We start from the raw sequence: 16,778 nt of genomic DNA, 5'->3' as shown, positions 1-16,778 counted from the left end.
GGTTCGGCGCGAGAGGTCACCAGCTACTTATACGGCAAAGCCGGCGACATCTCGGCATCGGCGTCAGGTGATGGTGATTCCTCCGTCGACGGCGATGGTCTGACCGGTGACGTATCCGCCTGCCTCGGACGCGAGCCACACCATGGTGGCCGCGAGCTCTTCAGGATCGCCCATGCGGCCGAGGATCAGGCGCGGAGCCATCGCGTCCAAGTAGCCGTCGTTGTATTGGTCGGTCATTTCCGACTTGAAGAAGCCTGGCGCGATCGCGTTGACGCGAATGCCCTTGCGCGTTCCCCACTGCTGTGCGAGGTCACGGGTCAATCCGACGACGCCTGCCTTGCTCGCCGCATAGGCGGCCTGTGGGAGTCCGGCGGTCGTCAATCCGAGAATGCTCGAGATGTTGACGATGGAGCTGCCCGGGAGCATGACGCGGCCGCAGGCCTGCGCTGCCCAGTAGGACCCATTGAGGTTGATGTCGATGACGGCGCGGAACTGGTCCGGGGTCTCACGGGTTGCCGGAACAGCGGTTCCGACGCCGGCGTTGTTGACCAGTACGTCCACGCGGCCGAACTTCTCCATCGCGGCGTCGACCATGTTCTGAGCCTGAGCCGGATCGACGATGTCGGTGGCCACGCACAACGCTTCGCGGCCTGCGTCACGCACGAGCTTGGCCGTGTCTTCGAGCTTGTCGACGCGGCGAGCAGCGAGGACGACGTCCGCGCCGGCCTCTGCTGCGGCTTTCGCAAACGCCACCCCGAGGCCCGACGACGCACCGGTCACGATGACCACTCGATCGGTCAGAGAGAACTTGTCGAGAACAGACATGCGCGGTGATGCTCCTGTGTCGTCGGGTTCGGGAAGTGACGTATGGACTGCAGTGGCGTATCGACTGCAGTGACATATGGACTGCAGTTGCGAAATTACAGGCCGAGATCGCGGCCGATGAGTTCCTTCATGATCTCGTTGGATCCGGCCCAGATCTTGGTGACGCGGGCGTCCATCCACGCGCGAGCGGCGCGGTACTCGGTCATGAAGCCGTAGCCGCCGTGCAACTGAACACAGTGATCGAGGACCTCGTTCTGAACCTGCGCGGTCCACCACTTCGCCTTGGCGGCGTCGATGGCGGTCAGCTCGCCGGCAGCGTGTGCTGCGACGCAGTTGTCGACGTAAGCCTGGGTGACCTCGATGCGGGTCACGAGATCCGCGAGAAGGAATTTGTTCCACTGCAGCGAGCCGATCGGCTGACCGAAAGCCTTGCGGTCCTTGGCATATTGCAGCGTCTCTTCGAGGATCGGGGCAGCGTGCGCGATGTTGGACACCGCAGCGCCGACGCGCTCCTGCGGCAGCATTTCCATCATGTGGATAAACCCGCGGTCGATCTCACCGATGATGTTGGTGGACGGCACGCGAACGTTCTCGAAGAACAGTTCGGCGGTATCGGACTCGTGCTGGCCGACCTTGTCGAGCTTGCGTCCGCGCTCGAAACCTTCCATGCCGGTTTCGACGGCAAAGAGCGTGATGCCCTTGGACTTCTTCTCGGGACTGGTCCGCGCCGCCACGATCACGAGATCGGCGTTGTAGCCGTTGGTGATGAAGGTCTTGGAGCCGTTGATGATCCAGTCGTCGCCGTCCTTGACCGCAGTGGTCTTGAGCGAGGCGAGGTCGGATCCGCCGGAAGGCTCGGTCATGCCGATGGCCGTCAGCATCTCACCGGTGCAGAACTTGGGCAGCCAACGCTGCTTCTGCTCTTCGGTGGTGAGCTGAACGAGGTACGGAGCAACGACGTCGGCATGGATGCCGAAGCTCGAGGCAACAGCTGCACTGGCACGCGAGAGTTCTTCGGCCAGAACAGCGTTGAAGCGGTAGTCGCCGGCTTCGCTTCCGCCGTACGCCTCTGGAACCTCGAGTCCGAGGAAGCCGTTGCGTCCCGCTTCGAGCCAGATTTCACGATCGATGAAGCGCTGGTCGATCAGCTTCTCTGCGACCGGAAGGATGTTCCGGTTGACGAATTCGCGGGCAGATTCGCGAAATGCCTCGTGATCGGGTCCGTACAGAGTGCGACGCATGACGAGTTGCTTCCTTTCGGCGTGGCAATGCCACACGTAACGATGTTCCTAAGCATCCGCTTAGAATCTAAGCATCTGCTTATAGTGAATCGAGAGCGGGATATTGTCAACATCGAAATCCGTCACACCTGGAGGAAACCGTGAGCGATTCACCTGACGTGGTGATCAGCCCCTCCAAAGCTGCGGCCCGTATCCGCGCGGCAGCCGTGGACGCTTTTGCCTCCGCGGGCTACGGCGGCACCACCACCCGTGACATCGCCGCACGACTCGACATGAGTCCCGCCGCCATGTACCCGCACTACCGCTCGAAAGAAGAGCTGCTTTTCGCGATCAGCTTCGAAGGTCACACCGAAGCGTTGAAGGTGGTCGAGGGCGCCGACAGACCGGGTGAAGAGCCGTCCGTTCGCCTCCAGGAACTGGTCAGCACCTTCGCCAGTTGGCAGGCCGGGCACCACTCACTCGCTCGCGTCGTCCAATACGAACTCACTGCACTCACACCAGAGCACTACCGAACCGTCGTCGCGCTTCGCCGCAGCACGACGCGGGTGGTCCGGGAGGTTGTCGACGCCGGCGTCCAGTCGGGCGACTTCACGATCCCCGATGCCGAAGGCGTCACCCTCGCCTTGATGTCCCTGTGCGTCGACGTGTGCCGCTGGTTCCCGGCCGGCAATTACACGAATCCGGAAGACATTGGAAAACTGTACGGAGACCTGGCATTGAGGATGGTGGGCGCCGCCTGAATCAGGTGACACCGACCGCAGAAAGGACTCGGCCAGTGGCCAACCGCACCTATCTCTACTCGACCCCTGTTGCTCCGCATGAGAATCCGGCTGCCGCTCGCGCCCGAGGTCTCACCGGTATCTCCGAGTGGTCGTACGCGATACCGCTGGTCCCGAGGATCCTTGTGTCCGTGAATCCCTTCGCCCACCAGTCGGTCATCTGGGACGACACCCCAGACCTGATCGCGGTCACCGCGCCCTGCGGTCCTGGTATCGCCCGGCTCGAAGACTTCCTCGACCGAATCGATCACCCCGAACTCGGCACGATGGCCGGCGATGCGCTGCGTTTCCTGCGCAGCCACACCGAGCCCGACCACTACTTCGTCCTCGAGTGCGGCGAGATCTTCGACATGGACGACGAACCGTTCGCCGAACAGGGCGCGGCCCTGATGACCGGTCTGGCGGACATCGACGCCGAGATGGAGGCAGCTTTGGCCACACTCGCACCCGCCAAGCCGCGCTTCTGGGAGCGGCTGTTCACGCCGACTCAGGAGAGCGTCGAGGAACCGCTACGCGAGCTCGGCCTCGGTTACTGGTCCGAGACCCTGTACTTCGATCTCGACGTCCCGCGATAGGCGAACCGAGCATCCATCGGTTTCAGACCAGTTGGTCCGCAAACAGGTACCCTCGGATTTCGTGTCCGACTACGCCACCGATCTGCCAACCTCTGCGTCCACCGTCCTCGGCGGTTGGGGTCGCACAGCCCGAACTACCTCGCATGTCGTTTCGACTCCTGATGTAGAGGCGATCGCAAAGGCCGTCGCCCGCGTCGCAGACGACAACGCGGACAAGCCGTTGCACCTCCGACGTGGAGTCATCGCTCGTGGCCTGGGCCGGTCTTACGGAGACAACGCGCAGAACACCGGCGGCTTGGTCATCGACATGACTGCCTTCCGTCGAATTCACAAGATCGATGCCGAGTCCCGTCTCGTGGAGATGGACGCGGGAGTCTCTCTCGATCAACTGATGCGCGCGGCGCTACCATTCGGTCTCTGGGTACCGGTACTCCCCGGAACACGCCAGGTAACCATCGGCGGAGCGATCGCCTGCGATATTCACGGCAAGAACCACCACACCGAGGGCAGCTTCGGAAATCATGTCCGCTCGATGGATCTGCTCACTGCTGACGGCAGTATCCGAACACTGGAGCCGCAAGGCCCGACATCCGAACTCTTCTGGGCTACCGTCGGCGGGATCGGACTGACCGGGATCATCCTGCGCGTCACCCTCGAGATGACGCCGACCGAAACGGCATACTTTGTCAACGACGGCGCACTGACCGCAAGCCTGGACGAAACCGTCGCTTTTCACAGCGACGGCAGCGAAGCCGAATACACGTATTCGAGCGCCTGGTTCGATGCAGTCACTGCGCCGCCGAAGCTCGGCCGGGCCTCGATCACGCGTGGTTCGTTGGCGACCGTCGACCAGCTTCCGCTGAAATTGCAGAAGAACCCGTTGAAATTCGATGCGCCACAACTGTTCACGACACCGGATGTTTTCCCCAACGGCTTGATGAACAAGCTATCGGCGTCAGCGATCGGCGAGTTCTACTACCGCACCGGTGGCAACTACGTCGGGAAGGTGCAGAACCTGACGCAGTTCTATCACCCACTCGACCTCATCGGTGAGTGGAACCGCGCGTACGGGTCCAAGGGATTCCTGCAATATCAGTTCGTGGTGCCGGTCGAGGCAGTGGACGAATTCAAGAGCATCATCCGCGACATCCAGGGCTCGGGGCACTACTCGGCACTCAACGTCTTCAAACTGTTCGGCGGGGGAAACGCTGCCCCACTGAGCTTTCCGATGTCCGGGTGGAACGTCGCCTTCGACTTCCCGATCAAGCCCGGCCTGGGTGAGTTCGTCGCATCCCTCGACAAACGGGTACTCGAATTCGGCGGTCGCCTCTACACCGCCAAGGACTCTCGGACTACCGCGGCGAACTTCCACTCGATGTATCCGCGAATCGACGAGTGGATCCAGATGCGCAGAAATATCGATCCGACAGGTGTTTTTGTGTCCGACATGGCCCGAAGACTCGAATTGGTCTGACGCACCGATCAGTCAGAGATCTCACCGAGCCGACGCTCCAAGTAGGCCCGCTCCGGTTCCGTACCAACCAGATTCAGCGCACGTCGGTATGCAGACATTGCCGCGTCGGTGCGCCCCAACCGCGCGAGCAGTTCGGCGCGTGCAAGGTGATACGGGTGGTAGTCGGTAAGTTTGGGCTCCGCTGCCAGTTCTTCCAAAGCTGCCAGCCCAACCTCCTCGCCGTCGCGCATCGCCAGCGCCACTGCCCTGTTGACTGCGACGACGGGCGAAGGCGTCAACGTGAGAAGCACTCCGTAGAGCGCGCAGATCTGCGGCCAGTCGGTGCTCTCCACATCCGCCGCCTCGTCATGCAATGCGGCGATGGCAGCCTGCACCCCGTACGGCCCCGGCGCTCCCCCGGTCAACGCGACCACGACGAGGTCGCTGCCTTCCTCGATCATCGGCTGGTCCCAGCACCCGCGATCCTGATCTTCGAGGAGGACGATCCCGCCACCGGCGTCGGTACGGGCATCCCGACGCGCGTGGACGAGAAGCATCAATGCAAGCAACCCGGCGATCTCGCGCTCATCGGGAAGCAAAGCGCGCAAGATCCTCGCCAACCTGATTGCCTCTACCGCCAAGTCGACGCGTTGCAGATCCGGACCCGAACTGGCGGCATACCCCTCGGTGAACACCGAATAGATCACCTGCAGAACACCGGGCAGGCGCTCCGGGAGTTCTTCGGCGCTGGGAGTTCGAAAGGGAATCCGAGCCTGACGTATCTTCTTCTTCGCACGCACGATCCGCTGCGCCATGGTCGCCGAAGGCACGAGGAAGGCCCGAGCAACCTCGGGCGTCGTCAACCCTCCGAGGCAACGCAAGGTGAGTGCGATTCGGTCGTCCTCGGCCAGCGCTGGGTGCGAGCAGGTGAAGAACAGCTGCAACCTCTCGTCGGGAAGTTCCCCGTCGACCGTGGGCGGCGCCGGGTCGGCACGATCGGCGTCCACCTGCATCACCGCCAATCGCGCCGCATAGGCCTGATCACGACGAAGCCTGTCGACGGCTTTGCGACGCGCCGTGGTCAGCAGCCAGGCGCCGGGTTTGGCCGGCACTCCGTCCACCGGCCAGTGCACCAACGCGGCCTCGACGGCTTCGGAGGTAACTTCCTCGGCCAGATCCAGATCACCGAAACGGCGGACGAGCGAGGCCAAGAGTCGTCCACGTTCCTCCCGGAACACTGACTCGATGGAGTTCTCGGCCTGCTCGTCCACGGCGAATCAGTCCCCGAACCCGGCCAGTGGACGCACCTCGACGCTGCCGCCGTCGCGCGCGCCGGGGCACCGCGCGGCCCAGGCCAGCGCCGCATCCAGATCAGGAACGTCGATGACGTCGTAGCCGCCGAGGATTTCACGGGTTTCAGCGAAGGGTCCGTCGGTGACGGTCTTTTCCCCGGACTGCGAGACTCGAACCGTCGTCGTAGTCGTCAGGTCGGCGAGGGCATCGCCGGACACCCAGATACCGGCATCCTTCATTTCCTTGTCGTATTGCTGCCAGTCCTCGAACGTGCACTGGGGTTCGGTGTCTCCGCCGGGCGCGGTGTAGATGAGCAACATGTACTTCATGACTGACTCCTTGGTCTGTTGTTTCTCTTCCGGCTTTCTTGCCTTACAACATGACGACGAACGGTTCTCCCCGGAATCGACAGGCGACTCGAAAAAACTTTCGGCGGGTTCGTCCGAGGTGCTGCCGTTAGGCTGAGTGTATGACCGAACGCGACCGGGACGCCGCTGGAAAGCCCCTCAATTCGCGGCCCCGCGACGGACTCGGCCGTCCACTGCCACGTGACGCAGCTGGCGGCGTCCCGCGCATTCCAGACGATGTGCGCCTCCCTCCGGACGAGTCGATCACCGAGGCTCAGCGTCTTCTCGACCACGGGATGCCTTTTCACGCGCACGAAATTTTCGAAGGAACGTGGAAGGACGCTCCCGCCGAGGAGCGTGACCTGTGGCAGGGACTGGCTCAATTGGCCGTCGGGCTCACCCATCTACTTCGGGGCAACAACACCGGTGCCGTCTCACTCCTCGGCCAGGGTCACGACCGCATCAGGCACTACGAAGTGGAAAGTCCGCACGGCCTCGACATCCCCGGCCTGCTGATGTGGTCCGAGCACTTGCTCGCTGAAATCGATCGCCCCGGCGATTTCCCCGCCCCTCCGATTCCGAGGTTGAGAATCCCCTGATGCCCATCTTCCCCATGTTTCCGCTCGGCTCTGCATTGCTTCCGGGTGAGGTGTTGCCACTGAACATCTTCGAGCCTCGGTACCGCGCACTGGTAGAGAACGTTCTCGAAGCTGCCGACGGCCCACTGTTCGGAGTAGTGCTCATCGCTCGTGGCCACGAGGTCGGTGGCGGCGAATCACGCCACGACGTCGGCACTCTGGCTCGGATCGAGTCTCATGTCGCAATGGGTGCCGGACGGTATCAGTTGTATTGCCGGACCGAAGACCGCATCCGCGTCAATCGCTGGCTGCCGGACGATCCTTACCCACTCGCCGAGGTCGAATTGTGGCCTGACGAGAACAACGGAACACCTGTCACCGCTTACGAATACGACTCTCTCCTCGAGCGCATCGAGTTCATGTACGGAATGTTGGGAAAGCTCGCACTTCGGGCCGGCGAACAGACTCCGCGAATGCCCGTCCCACCGGATCCCTTGGATCCGCTGGGTTCTCGGCTGTATGCCCTAGCCAGAAACATTCCGATGGGTGACGCCGATCGCCTGGCGATTTTGACCGCGCCAGGCGCCGACGAACGTATTCGCACGCTCTCGGAGGCGGTCGAGAACACCATCGAGGTGGCGCAGTTCAATCTCCTCTGAGCGCAACTACGCCATCGTCTGACCCATGTCGATGACGATCTTCGTCCCGGTGACCGCGCGGGAGAGGTCCGTCGCGAGGTAGACGACGGCGTTGGAGATGTCCTCGACGGTGGTGCGTGGGACGGACGTGAGCGGCCACTTGTACGAGTTCATGTACTCCGGATGAGTAGTGAGCACCTTACCCACGTTGGGATCGTTACCCATCTCAGTCTCCACCGCGCCAGGGTGGATGCTGTTGACTCGAATGTCGAAGCTTCCCAATTCCGTTGCTGCAGTGCGAGCCAAACCCACGAGACCGTGCTTGGCCGCCGAGTAGTGCGCACAACCAGGCGCTTCGGCGACGCCGGCAGCACTGCTGACGATCACGATGGAACCACCGTTGCCCGCCTCGATCATCGAGGGAACCGCAGCCGCCATCGTGCGCCACACACCATTGAGATTGATGTCCACCAGCGTCGACCACTGTTCTTCCGGCATTTCCCAGAAACGATTCCACGTAGCGATGCCCGCATTGGCGATCACGACGTCGAGGCGACCGAACTTGTCGACGCCCGACGCCACCGCCGCCCGCAGCGCCTCGAGGTCGCGTACATCCGCTACCGCGGTGACGATCTCGCGCCCCTCTGCTCGCACGAGACGGGCCGTTTCTTCGAGGTCGGCTTCAGTCGCGGCCGCGTAACCCACGTCTTCGGACACCGACGCACACACGTCGACAGCGATGACGTCGGCACCTTCCTGCGCGAGTCGGATCGCGTGATTGCGTCCCTGACCCCGCGCTGCACCGGTGATGAAGACGACCTTGCCTGCCAAGAGTTGTGTCATGGCCGGGACGTTAGACGCTGATGTGGCCCGCTGCCCCTGAGTTCCCGCTCGGCGGGAATCAGCCATCCACGATCACGACGTGCAGATTTCGCGGACCGTGTACACCTTCGACGCGTTCGAGTTCGATGTCGGAGGTTGCCGACGGGCCGCTGATCATGGTGGTGGGACGCTGCGGTGTCAGCCGCGCAATCGCCTCCGGCACTCCCACTTCCACACTGCTGCGATACACGACGCAGATGTGTGTGTCCGGTACCAGAGTCAGCGCACGACGTCCCTGCTCCGGACCGGCGTCGAGGAAGATGGTGCCGGTCTCGGCGCACGCTACCTTCGAGCCGGTGACAACGGCGTCGAGGTTCTCGAGTTCGGGAGCCGGTACGTCCGGGCTGTCCACCACCAGCGTTCCGTCGAACCCGGCTACCCATGATCGGTCGAGGCCGGCGGGGATCCCCAGAGTGTTCAGTCCGTGCTGTCTCAGTATTCCGGCGACGGCATCGGCGATTTCTGTTGCAGCGCAATGGCGAACGTGCGCCTTGTAGTCCTCGAGGCGGTCGACGAACAAATCGATGAGTTCCCCGTCGGACATGGTTCTGCCAGTCCGGTAGTTTCGCGGTATCTCGCCTTCACCGGCGGGCGCCAAGGTGATGGCATCACGAATGCGTCCGAGCACCACGTCACGTGAATTCATCTGTCTGCCTTCCCGTCACGACGAGCCTCGTCCAATGCCTCGCGGCCTTCGTCGGAGTCCCACCAGGATCGGAAGGTCTGCTTGGGTGGAGCGGGAATGTCTCTGGCAGCTGTCCAACCGTTCAGTGGAGGGGGCAATGTGGAGATCTTCCCCTTCTTGCCGGCCACGACGCGTCCGAGCCCGGCAGCTTTCTGAGCCAGCGTCCACCTGCCCTCGGTCGACATCGCCAGAGATGCGGCTTTCATCGCCAAAGACTCTGCCGTGACACCGGATTGCTCGACCTTCTGGTGCCGCAATTCGACCAGCAGCGACGGGATGTCGATCTTGACCGGGCAGGCGTCGAAGCACGCACCGCACAGACTCGAGGCAAAAGGAAGAGTCGAATTCGGATCGTCTTTGCCATGCATGCCCGCGAGCTGCGGAGTCAGTACCGCGCCGATCGGTCCCGGATAGGTGGATCCGTAGGCGTGGCCACCGGTGCGCTCGTAGACAGGGCACACGTTCAGGCACGCCGAGCACCGTATGCAGCTCAGGGCTTCCCTCCCGATCTTGTCGGCAAGCGCGGCGGTCCGGCCGTTGTCGAGGAGGACCAGGTGAAATTCCTGTGGACCGTCGTCGGGCGTGACGCCGGTCCACAGGGAGGTGTACGGGTTCATTCGCTCCCCCGTCGACGACCGCGGCAACAGTTGAAGGAAGACCTCCAGATCCTGATAGGTCGGCAGAATCTTCTCGATGCCCATGACGGTGATCAGTGTTTTCGGCAGCGTCAGGCACATTCGCCCGTTGCCCTCCGACTCCACGACGGTCAGAGTGCCCGTGTCCGCGATGCCGAAATTGGCGCCGGAGACGGCGACGGGCGTCGTCATGAACTTGTGGCGCAGAAACTTTCGTGCAGCTGCGGCAAGTTCGGCCGGGTTCTCCCCGAGGTTCGGATCGACATCTGGCATCTCACGCAGGAATATCTCGCGAATCTCTGACCTGTTGCGATGGATCGCAGGAACCAGGATGTGCGACGGTTTGTCGTGGCCGAGCTGGACGATCAATTCCGCGAGATCGGTCTCGTAGGCGATGATTCCCTGGGTTTCGAGATGCTCGTTGAGACCGATCTCCTGCGTTGCCATCGACTTGACCTTGATGACCTCGTCGGAGCCGGTGGCTTTGACAAGCTCGGTCACAATGGCGTTGGCCTCGTTGGCATCCGCTGCCCAATGCACCTGCCCACCGCGAGCGACTACTGCAGCTTCGAACTGTTCGAGCAGTTCCGGCAACCGCGCCATGACGTCGGCCTTGATCGCCGAACCCGCATCCCGCAGCTCCTCCCAATCGGGGAGCTCTCCAGTTACGTTGATGCGCTTGGCACGGATGGTATGCGTTGCCTTGCCGATATTGCGTCGCAGTTGCGCGTTGGCCAGCTCGTGATGTGCTGCGACAGGGAACTTCTCAGTACCTCGCAGGAACCCTGCACCTTCGGGTGACCTCGGCGGAAAGCTGGGCAGACCCAGCGTCACAGCGCTCATGCGTGCACCCGGCTTTCCACCGATGCCAGAATCTCCGCGAGGTGAATGGTCTTGGCGCCCATCTGCAGTCGTGACATCCCACCGCCGATGTGCATGAGACAGGACGAATCTCCGGCGCTGCAGAACTCTGCGCCGGTGTCGGCCACATGGCGAATCTTGTCAGCCAACATGGCCGTCGACGTCTCGGCGTTCTTGATGGCAAACGTGCCGCCGAAGCCGCAGCAGGAATCTGCTTCCGGGAGTTCGACCAGATCGATGTCGCGGACGTTGCGCAGCAACTGAAGTGGCTTGTCTCCCACTCTCAACATGCGCAGTGAGTGACAGGTCGGGTGATAGGTGACCCGGTGCGGGAAGTACGCGCCCACATCGGTGACACCGAGAACGTCCACGAGGAATTCCGAAAGCTCGTACGTCTTTGCCTTCACTGTCTGCACCTGCCCACACAGCGACGCGGTGCCGTAGCGCTCGGCAACGATCTCGTGTTGATGACGGATCGAACCGACGCACGATCCCGATGGTGCGACAACGGCGTCGATCGACGCATCACCGAAAGTATCGGCGTAGTTCGCGACCAGTGGCAGCGCGCCCGGCTGGTAGCCGGTGTTGACGTGCATCTGCCCACAGCAGGTCTGCCCGGACGGAAACACGACGTCGTGCCCGAGACGGGTGAGCAGGAGGGCGGTGGCCTTGACGGCGTCGGGAAACATCGTGTCCCCGATGCAGGTGGCGAACAGCGCTACTCGCATGTGGTTCCCCGCAATCTGTCGGTGTGGTCTGACCACAGTAATACATCCCCGGACAGGCCACCCCGTAAACGGCGTCCACCCGGTTATGCTCTTGCCTCATGCCGACCGAGCCGAGCCCGCGAGCGTGGGAACAAGTACTGAGCCATCTCGAACGTCGGCTCGTTTCAGGCGAGGTGTCTCCTGGCCAGCGCCTGCCGGGAGAGAGAATTCTGGCAGCAGAGTTGGGCGTCGGACGGTCATCGGTCCGAGAAGCGTTGCGGGTCATGGAAGCACTCGGCCTCCTCAAGGCGCAGACTGGCTCCGGCCCGACGTCCGGCGCGATGATCGTGGCCAAACCGACCGGCGGCATGACCATGCTGATGCGGATGCAGGTTGCAGCACAAGGATTTCCGGTCTCGGATGTGGTGAAGACACGACTCGTTCTCGAATCCGAGGTGATTCAGTCCCTGGCATCGCGGACCCCGACACCCGACCTCAGCACGGCCGTCGAACTGCTCGACTCGATGGATGACGTAGATCTCTCGGCCGAGGAATTTCTACTACTCGACGCGCAATTCCACGTAGCGCTCGCCGACGCGGCGGGCAATCAGGTGATCGCAGCCATGATGACCGGCCTACGAGAGTCCATCGAGGCCTACGTTCTCGCGGGCGTGCAGATCGACAGCTGGCCGAGCACCTGCATGCGACTGCGTCACGAACACCGAGGATTGGTCGATGCGGTCAACGCGGGTGACGGCGAACTCGCACGTCAGCGCATAGTCGGACACATCCGCGGTTACTACTCGGAAAGCGCTCACTCCAGCCGGTGACAGGGGGTGGTAATTGCACCTCCAGAAGTCGTGTACTGTTGGTTTCACACCGACGCGGGGTGGAGCAGCTCGGTAGCTCGCTGGGCTCATAACCCAGAGGTCGCAGGTTCAAATCCTGTCCCCGCTACAAAGAAGAGGCCCGTAGGTTGCGAAAGCGACCTACGGGCCTTTTGCTGTGCGCCTTTATTAACCGCCGGGGGTTAATAAAGGCGCACAGCAGTAGCTCACACCGCCACGTTGTGAAAATCGATCTCCGCGGCCAGCATGCCGGAGAACCACCGATCCAGGTCCTCGTCGGTGACGGACTCGGGCATGGCGTCCACCTCGCACGCCAGCACCGCCACCTGAGACACGAACGGCGGAGCGACATGCATGTCTACCCAGTCCTGCAACGCTGGTTCGCGCTCTACGTTCACTGCCGCCGCCTCCCGACACCACGACAGATACAGGGTTTCCGCGGCGTACATGCCCACCAGGGCCGCCGCCCTGCCCTCTTCGCCAGCGAGGGTCAAGGCATGCGTCGACAGCACAGACGACTCCTCGACCAGAGCCGCTGCGTCCCCCGCGTACGGGAAGCGGGAACGCAACTGCGCGAAATACTCGCGCTGTTCGCCCACCAGGTTCGACATCGACGTCACGTGGTCGAGCGCGTCGTCGAGCGTCGGGGATTCGGCGACCACCAACCCCAACACCTTGACGGCCGTCAGTACGAATGCCTCTTCGATCACGAGGTACCGGCGGAATCCCTCATCACTCAACGTCCCGCCGATGGTGTCCTCGATGAATGGAACCGCCCGCGCGGCAGCGAGATTACTCTGCTGCCGCGCGAGCAGGTCTGAGGAGCGACTCATTCGCCGGCGACCCAACTGATCAAGCCGTCGAACAGGTCGGTGTATCCAGGCCACTGCTCACAGAACTCCGGCGGAGCCCAGTGCGGCGAGCAGTCCGAGGTGAAGACGATCGACCGTCCGGCGCCGTATTCACCGGCAGCGACAAGCGGATCGCCGTTGATGGTGGCAGGAACCACGGCACCGTCCTTCGCGACGACGCGGTTGTATCCCAGGAGCGCCGGCCAGGAATCGCCGGCACCACCGAGAGCCGGGTGAGCAGCATCGACGACGGTGGGAACGATCCCGGCCGGTGTCTCGACGCGATCGTCTTCGGCCAGCATCGTCACGGGTAGTACCTCGGCGATCGCGGTCTGGCGGAAAGCTGCTCGCGCCTGGAACCCGGAGAACGAGAGGTAGCCACCGATCATCATCAGTGAGCCGCCGGCGTTCACCCAGTCACGAAGCGCGACAAGGCGATCCTCCCCGGCGCGGAACTGGTCGAAGACACCGGGAGCCAACTGCAGCGAGTTCGCTCCGATGTCGGAGAGAACGACGACGTCGAACTGGGACAACGCTTCTGCGGTACCGGGGAACTGCGTCGGCACCAGGTGTGCGGGCATGTGTGTCACGTCGTGGCCACGTGAGGTGAGCGCATCCCGAAGCGGACCGACTCCCTCGACGTAGGAATGGACACTGAACTCGTCGACGCCCTTGACGTGCGTCGACGTCGTCATCCAGCTCTCGCCGGCGATCAGTACTCGTTTACCCATGACTGCTTCTGTTTCCTTTCGCGGCCTGCTCGAAGAGCGACCTCGGGTTGTCTCGCATCAGTGCGGACACTTGCTGGGGATCTACGCCTGCGCGCACCAACCGGGCGGCGAAGACGAGTGGTACGTAGGAGAATCCGTTTCCGCCGTGCTTTCTGAGCATTGATTTGAGGAAGAGGTCGTGACTGAGCAGGAGCTGTGATACGTGACCGGAGGTGACCAATCCGGCTACCGCAGTGGCTGTTTCCGCCGGATGCGGAGAAAGACCCTCGCCGGGGAAATCGAAAGGCATCCCGATCATGTCGAACTCGAGAAAGACACCGCGGTCGGCGAGCGATCGTTGGTAGTCGGCGTCGTGTCCGGACGGGTCCATGTGGCACAGGACCACTGCTTGCGGATCGACGCCCATCTCGTCGACCACGATGTCGACGACGTGATGTCCGACGCGCTGCCATCCCGGAAGGTGGACGAACAGGGGCACGTCCACCTCGCGCTGGGCGATGCATGCCGCCCTCAACGCTTTCGCCTCGTTCTGAGTGAAGAGCGGGGAGACTCCGATCTCCCCGATCACGCCAGGTGCCAATTCCTTTGCCGGATCGAACTCCTCGACGAGCGAACCTGCCAGATCGTCGACACCGAGTTCGTGGACCTCGACCGGATGGGTCGTCTCGAGGTACCACCCTGAACCCATGATCACTCGCACGTCTGACTTTCGCGAGAACTCCGCCAACTTCTCCGGTGCCCGGCCCAGTCCCGGCGGTGTCAGATCAACGATCGTCCGACCACCGAGGCGGGCGAAGTCCACAAGGTCTTCCACCACGGCCGCTGCGTCGTCGACTCGACAATTGTCGAGACTGTAATACGGATTGTCGTGAAGAAGCCAGGCATCCTCGGCGCGTACCGGACCGGCCAACCGCTGTGCCACAACCGGATCCGGGGCCTCGGTGTACGCACCGGTGACGTCGTTGTGCAGATGTTCGTGTGGGAGAACCAGTCCGAGTTCCGAACTGTCCACAGTTCCCGTGACAGTACGAACCTTGCTCATGAGCGTGCAGGCCCCGAGGGTGCGGACTGCAGGTGTCGCCACAGCGCGCTCAGGGTGTGTCCCCGCATGTTGATCCAGATGGCCAGGAGCAGAACGACACCGGTGATGATCGGTGTCAAGAACGGGCTCACACCGAGCAGGGTCAGTCCGTTGGCGATGATTCCGGTCAGGACAGCGCCGATGACGGTACCGATCACGGTGCCGCGACCGCCGAAGAGGTTGGTACCACCGAGAACCACCGCGGTGATCACCGTGAGCTCGAATCCCGTTGCGGAGTTGGCCGAACCCGAGCCCAGTCGAGCCGCGATCAGCAGTCCCGCGATACCGGCAGCCAAGCCGGTGAAGACGAGCGTCATCATGAGCACACGACGCGTGTTGACGCCGGACCGTCGCACGGATTCGACGTTGGATCCGATACCGGTGACGTAGCGCCCGAAGCGCATGCGGTTGAGCGCAATTGCTCCGATGACCACGACTACGAGAGCAATCCAGGCGCTGGCGGAGAACCCGAGGAACTCAGCAGTTCCGAGCTTCGCGAAGTAAGTGTCGGCCGGAACCGGAACGGAGAATCCTTCGGTCCGATACAGCGCGATACCGCGAATGACGGACATCGTCGCCAGAGTCACGATGAAGGGCGGAATGCCCTGATAGGCAGCGAGCCATCCGTTGACCAGGCCCCAGGCCGCACCCATCACCGGGGCGGCGACGAAGACCAGGGACGAATCGACGCCGGCCTGGATAAGCTCGGCACTCATCGCCGCGACGAACGCGACGATCGCACCGACGGACAGGTCGATCTGACCTGCCGTGATCACGAAAGTCATCGCCACCGCGATGATCAGAACCGGAGCGATCTGGGTTGCCAGGTTCGACAGGTTCGTGAATGTCAGGAACGACGACGTGGTCGCCGAGAAGACGGCTGCGACAGCAACTGTCACCGCCAGCATCGCGAGGGTGGGCTTGTTGACGCTGTCCCACAAGGAGGGTTTCGCGGCGAGCTTGCGCTCGATCGGCGCCTGGGTCTTCTCGAGAGTGGTCATGCCGTGGCTCCCTGTGTTGCTGCCGATGTCCGTTGCGGCACCGGAGTTCGAGTGATGAGTCCGACGAGGGACTCGATGTTCAGGTCGCCGATCGGAACGTCGTCGACGCTCTGCCCCTCGTACATGACCGTGATTCGGTCACATACGCGGAACAGGTCCTGCAGGCGGTGTGTCACGAGAATGACGCCCACTCCGGCCGCTGCGACGTCCGTGATCAGCTTGAGCACCGACTCGACCTCGGCGACGGCAAGCGCTGCGGTGGGCTCGTCGAGGATCAGTACGTCTGGCCGAAAGGAAACAGCGCGGGCGATCGCGACGGTTTGCCGCTGCCCGCCGGACAGTTGCCCGATCTCCTGGTAGGTCGACTTCACCTTGACATGAAGGTCGGCGAGAATGTGAGCCGCCTTCTCGTGCATGGCATGCCGGTCGAGGAATGGACCTTTTCGCGGTTCTCTGCCGAGGAACAGGTTGCTCGCGACATCGAGCGTGTCGCACAGCGCCAGGTCCTGGTAGACGATGCCGATCTTCTTCTGCTGCGCGTCGAGCGGCGTCGAGAAGCGCACTGGTTCACCGTTGACGCGCATTTCGCCGCCGTCGTGCTGGACGGCGCCCGCGAGGATCTTCATCAGGGTGGACTTGCCGGCGCCGTTGTCGCCGACGACTCCGAGTACTTCACCCTTCGCCAGCCGAAGGTCAACTCCTTGAAGGGACTTCACCGGTCCGTACGACTTGGTGATGCCCGAGAGTTCGATCAGTGGAGGTGCCAT

The 16,778-nt window shown here is 62.7% G+C and carries 19 protein-coding genes and 1 tRNA gene; 7 read left to right on the top strand and 13 right to left on the bottom strand.

Going from position 1 to position 16,778, the window contains the following annotated elements; genetic code table 11:
* Window positions 1-63: 63 nt before the first annotated feature.
* On the bottom strand, window positions 64-825 hold the full coding sequence (locus tag AC2ETI_RS21020; protein ID WP_003939707.1) for an SDR family NAD(P)-dependent oxidoreductase: 762 nt from the start codon (window positions 823-825) through the stop codon (window positions 64-66).
* Between the two features lie 95 nt (window positions 826-920).
* A complete protein-coding gene (locus AC2ETI_RS21015) occupies window positions 921-2,066 on the bottom strand; it encodes an acyl-CoA dehydrogenase family protein (protein WP_007730036.1) in 1,146 nt (381 codons plus the stop codon).
* Window positions 2,067-2,206: 140 nt separating this feature from the next.
* On the opposite strand from AC2ETI_RS21015, the gene AC2ETI_RS21010 reads away from it, so the two are divergent.
* The 3 genes from AC2ETI_RS21010 to dprE1 all read left to right on the top strand — a co-directional run bounded on the left by AC2ETI_RS21010 (window position 2,207) and on the right by dprE1 (window position 4,894).
* On the top strand, window positions 2,207-2,806 hold the full coding sequence (locus AC2ETI_RS21010; protein ID WP_020970923.1) for a TetR/AcrR family transcriptional regulator: 600 nt from the start codon (window positions 2,207-2,209) through the stop codon (window positions 2,804-2,806).
* Window positions 2,807-2,841: 35 nt separating this feature from the next.
* A complete protein-coding gene (locus tag AC2ETI_RS21005; RefSeq protein ID WP_483634345.1) occupies window positions 2,842-3,420 on the top strand; it encodes a DUF7822 domain-containing protein in 579 nt (192 codons plus the stop codon).
* Window positions 3,421-3,481: 61 nt separating this feature from the next.
* Window positions 3,482-4,894: a decaprenylphosphoryl-beta-D-ribose oxidase gene (dprE1, locus tag AC2ETI_RS21000; RefSeq protein ID WP_211918756.1), complete on the top strand. Its 1,413-nt coding sequence runs from the start codon at window positions 3,482-3,484 to the stop codon at window positions 4,892-4,894.
* 8 nt (window positions 4,895-4,902) lie between these two features.
* Here dprE1 and AC2ETI_RS20995 read toward each other — a convergent pair whose 3' ends face one another.
* The gene (locus tag AC2ETI_RS20995) at window positions 4,903-6,144 is read right to left on the bottom strand and encodes an RNA polymerase sigma factor (protein ID WP_141488329.1); all 1,242 of its coding nucleotides are present in this window, start codon (window positions 6,142-6,144) and stop codon (window positions 4,903-4,905) included.
* A gap of 6 nt (window positions 6,145-6,150) precedes the next feature.
* Entirely contained in the window at window positions 6,151-6,495 is a 345-nt protein-coding gene (locus AC2ETI_RS20990) for a YciI family protein (protein WP_007730031.1), read from the bottom strand.
* Window positions 6,496-6,635: 140 nt separating this feature from the next.
* On the opposite strand from AC2ETI_RS20990, the gene AC2ETI_RS20985 reads away from it, so the two are divergent.
* On the top strand, window positions 6,636-7,112 hold the full coding sequence (locus AC2ETI_RS20985; RefSeq protein ID WP_020970927.1) for a DUF309 domain-containing protein: 477 nt from the start codon (window positions 6,636-6,638) through the stop codon (window positions 7,110-7,112).
* A complete protein-coding gene (locus tag AC2ETI_RS20980) occupies window positions 7,112-7,750 on the top strand; it encodes an LON peptidase substrate-binding domain-containing protein (protein WP_020970928.1) in 639 nt (212 codons plus the stop codon). The genes AC2ETI_RS20985 and AC2ETI_RS20980 overlap by 1 nt, the downstream gene beginning before the upstream one ends.
* Window positions 7,751-7,756: 6 nt before the next feature.
* Here AC2ETI_RS20980 and AC2ETI_RS20975 read toward each other — a convergent pair whose 3' ends face one another.
* Genes AC2ETI_RS20975 through AC2ETI_RS20960 form a run of 4 tightly spaced genes read right to left on the bottom strand, consistent with a single transcriptional unit; the run spans window position 7,757 to window position 11,520 of the window.
* Entirely contained in the window at window positions 7,757-8,572 is an 816-nt protein-coding gene (locus AC2ETI_RS20975; protein ID WP_019745487.1) for a mycofactocin-coupled SDR family oxidoreductase, read from the bottom strand.
* 58 nt (window positions 8,573-8,630) lie between these two features.
* On the bottom strand, window positions 8,631-9,257 hold the full coding sequence (locus AC2ETI_RS20970; RefSeq protein WP_483634344.1) for a LutC/YkgG family protein: 627 nt from the start codon (window positions 9,255-9,257) through the stop codon (window positions 8,631-8,633).
* Window positions 9,254-10,774: a LutB/LldF family L-lactate oxidation iron-sulfur protein gene (locus AC2ETI_RS20965; RefSeq protein ID WP_483634343.1), complete on the bottom strand. Its 1,521-nt coding sequence runs from the start codon at window positions 10,772-10,774 to the stop codon at window positions 9,254-9,256. The genes AC2ETI_RS20970 and AC2ETI_RS20965 overlap by 4 nt, the downstream gene beginning before the upstream one ends.
* Entirely contained in the window at window positions 10,771-11,520 is a 750-nt protein-coding gene (locus tag AC2ETI_RS20960; RefSeq protein ID WP_019745490.1) for a (Fe-S)-binding protein, read from the bottom strand. Before AC2ETI_RS20960 ends, AC2ETI_RS20965 begins: the two co-directional genes overlap by 4 nt.
* 98 nt (window positions 11,521-11,618) lie before the next feature.
* On the opposite strand from AC2ETI_RS20960, the gene AC2ETI_RS20955 reads away from it, so the two are divergent.
* Entirely contained in the window at window positions 11,619-12,329 is a 711-nt protein-coding gene (locus AC2ETI_RS20955) for a FadR/GntR family transcriptional regulator (RefSeq protein WP_019745491.1), read from the top strand.
* 53 nt (window positions 12,330-12,382) lie between these two features.
* Window positions 12,383-12,456: transfer RNA gene (locus tag AC2ETI_RS20950), tRNA-Met, on the top strand.
* Window positions 12,457-12,553: 97 nt separating this feature from the next.
* On the opposite strand, the gene AC2ETI_RS20945 is transcribed toward AC2ETI_RS20950, so the two are convergent.
* Genes AC2ETI_RS20945 through AC2ETI_RS20925 form a run of 5 tightly spaced genes read right to left on the bottom strand, consistent with a single transcriptional unit; the run spans window position 12,554 to window position 16,778 of the window.
* Window positions 12,554-13,180, bottom strand: coding sequence for a TenA family protein (locus tag AC2ETI_RS20945; RefSeq protein ID WP_020909271.1), 627 nt, complete (start codon window positions 13,178-13,180; stop codon window positions 12,554-12,556).
* Window positions 13,177-13,929 (bottom strand): glutamine amidotransferase, encoded by a 753-nt coding sequence (locus AC2ETI_RS20940; RefSeq protein ID WP_003939869.1) that lies wholly within the window; start codon window positions 13,927-13,929, stop codon window positions 13,177-13,179. Before AC2ETI_RS20940 ends, AC2ETI_RS20945 begins: the two co-directional genes overlap by 4 nt.
* Window positions 13,922-14,971, bottom strand: coding sequence for a phosphotriesterase family protein (locus tag AC2ETI_RS20935; protein ID WP_021345661.1), 1,050 nt, complete (start codon window positions 14,969-14,971; stop codon window positions 13,922-13,924). The genes AC2ETI_RS20940 and AC2ETI_RS20935 overlap by 8 nt, the downstream gene beginning before the upstream one ends.
* Complete coding sequence (locus AC2ETI_RS20930) at window positions 14,968-16,011, bottom strand: ABC transporter permease (protein WP_003939698.1); 1,044 nt, start codon at window positions 16,009-16,011, stop codon at window positions 14,968-14,970. Before AC2ETI_RS20930 ends, AC2ETI_RS20935 begins: the two co-directional genes overlap by 4 nt.
* Window positions 16,008-16,778 carry an ATP-binding cassette domain-containing protein gene (locus AC2ETI_RS20925; RefSeq protein WP_003939830.1) on the bottom strand — a complete coding sequence of 257 codons (771 nt, stop codon included), beginning with the start codon at window positions 16,776-16,778 and terminating at the stop codon, window positions 16,008-16,010. The genes AC2ETI_RS20930 and AC2ETI_RS20925 overlap by 4 nt, the downstream gene beginning before the upstream one ends.

The organism is Rhodococcus sp. MurmanLake-1, assembly GCF_056945715.1.
The sequence above is the reverse complement of the archived record's forward strand: the minus strand, read 5'-3'. Positions and strand labels throughout refer to the sequence as shown.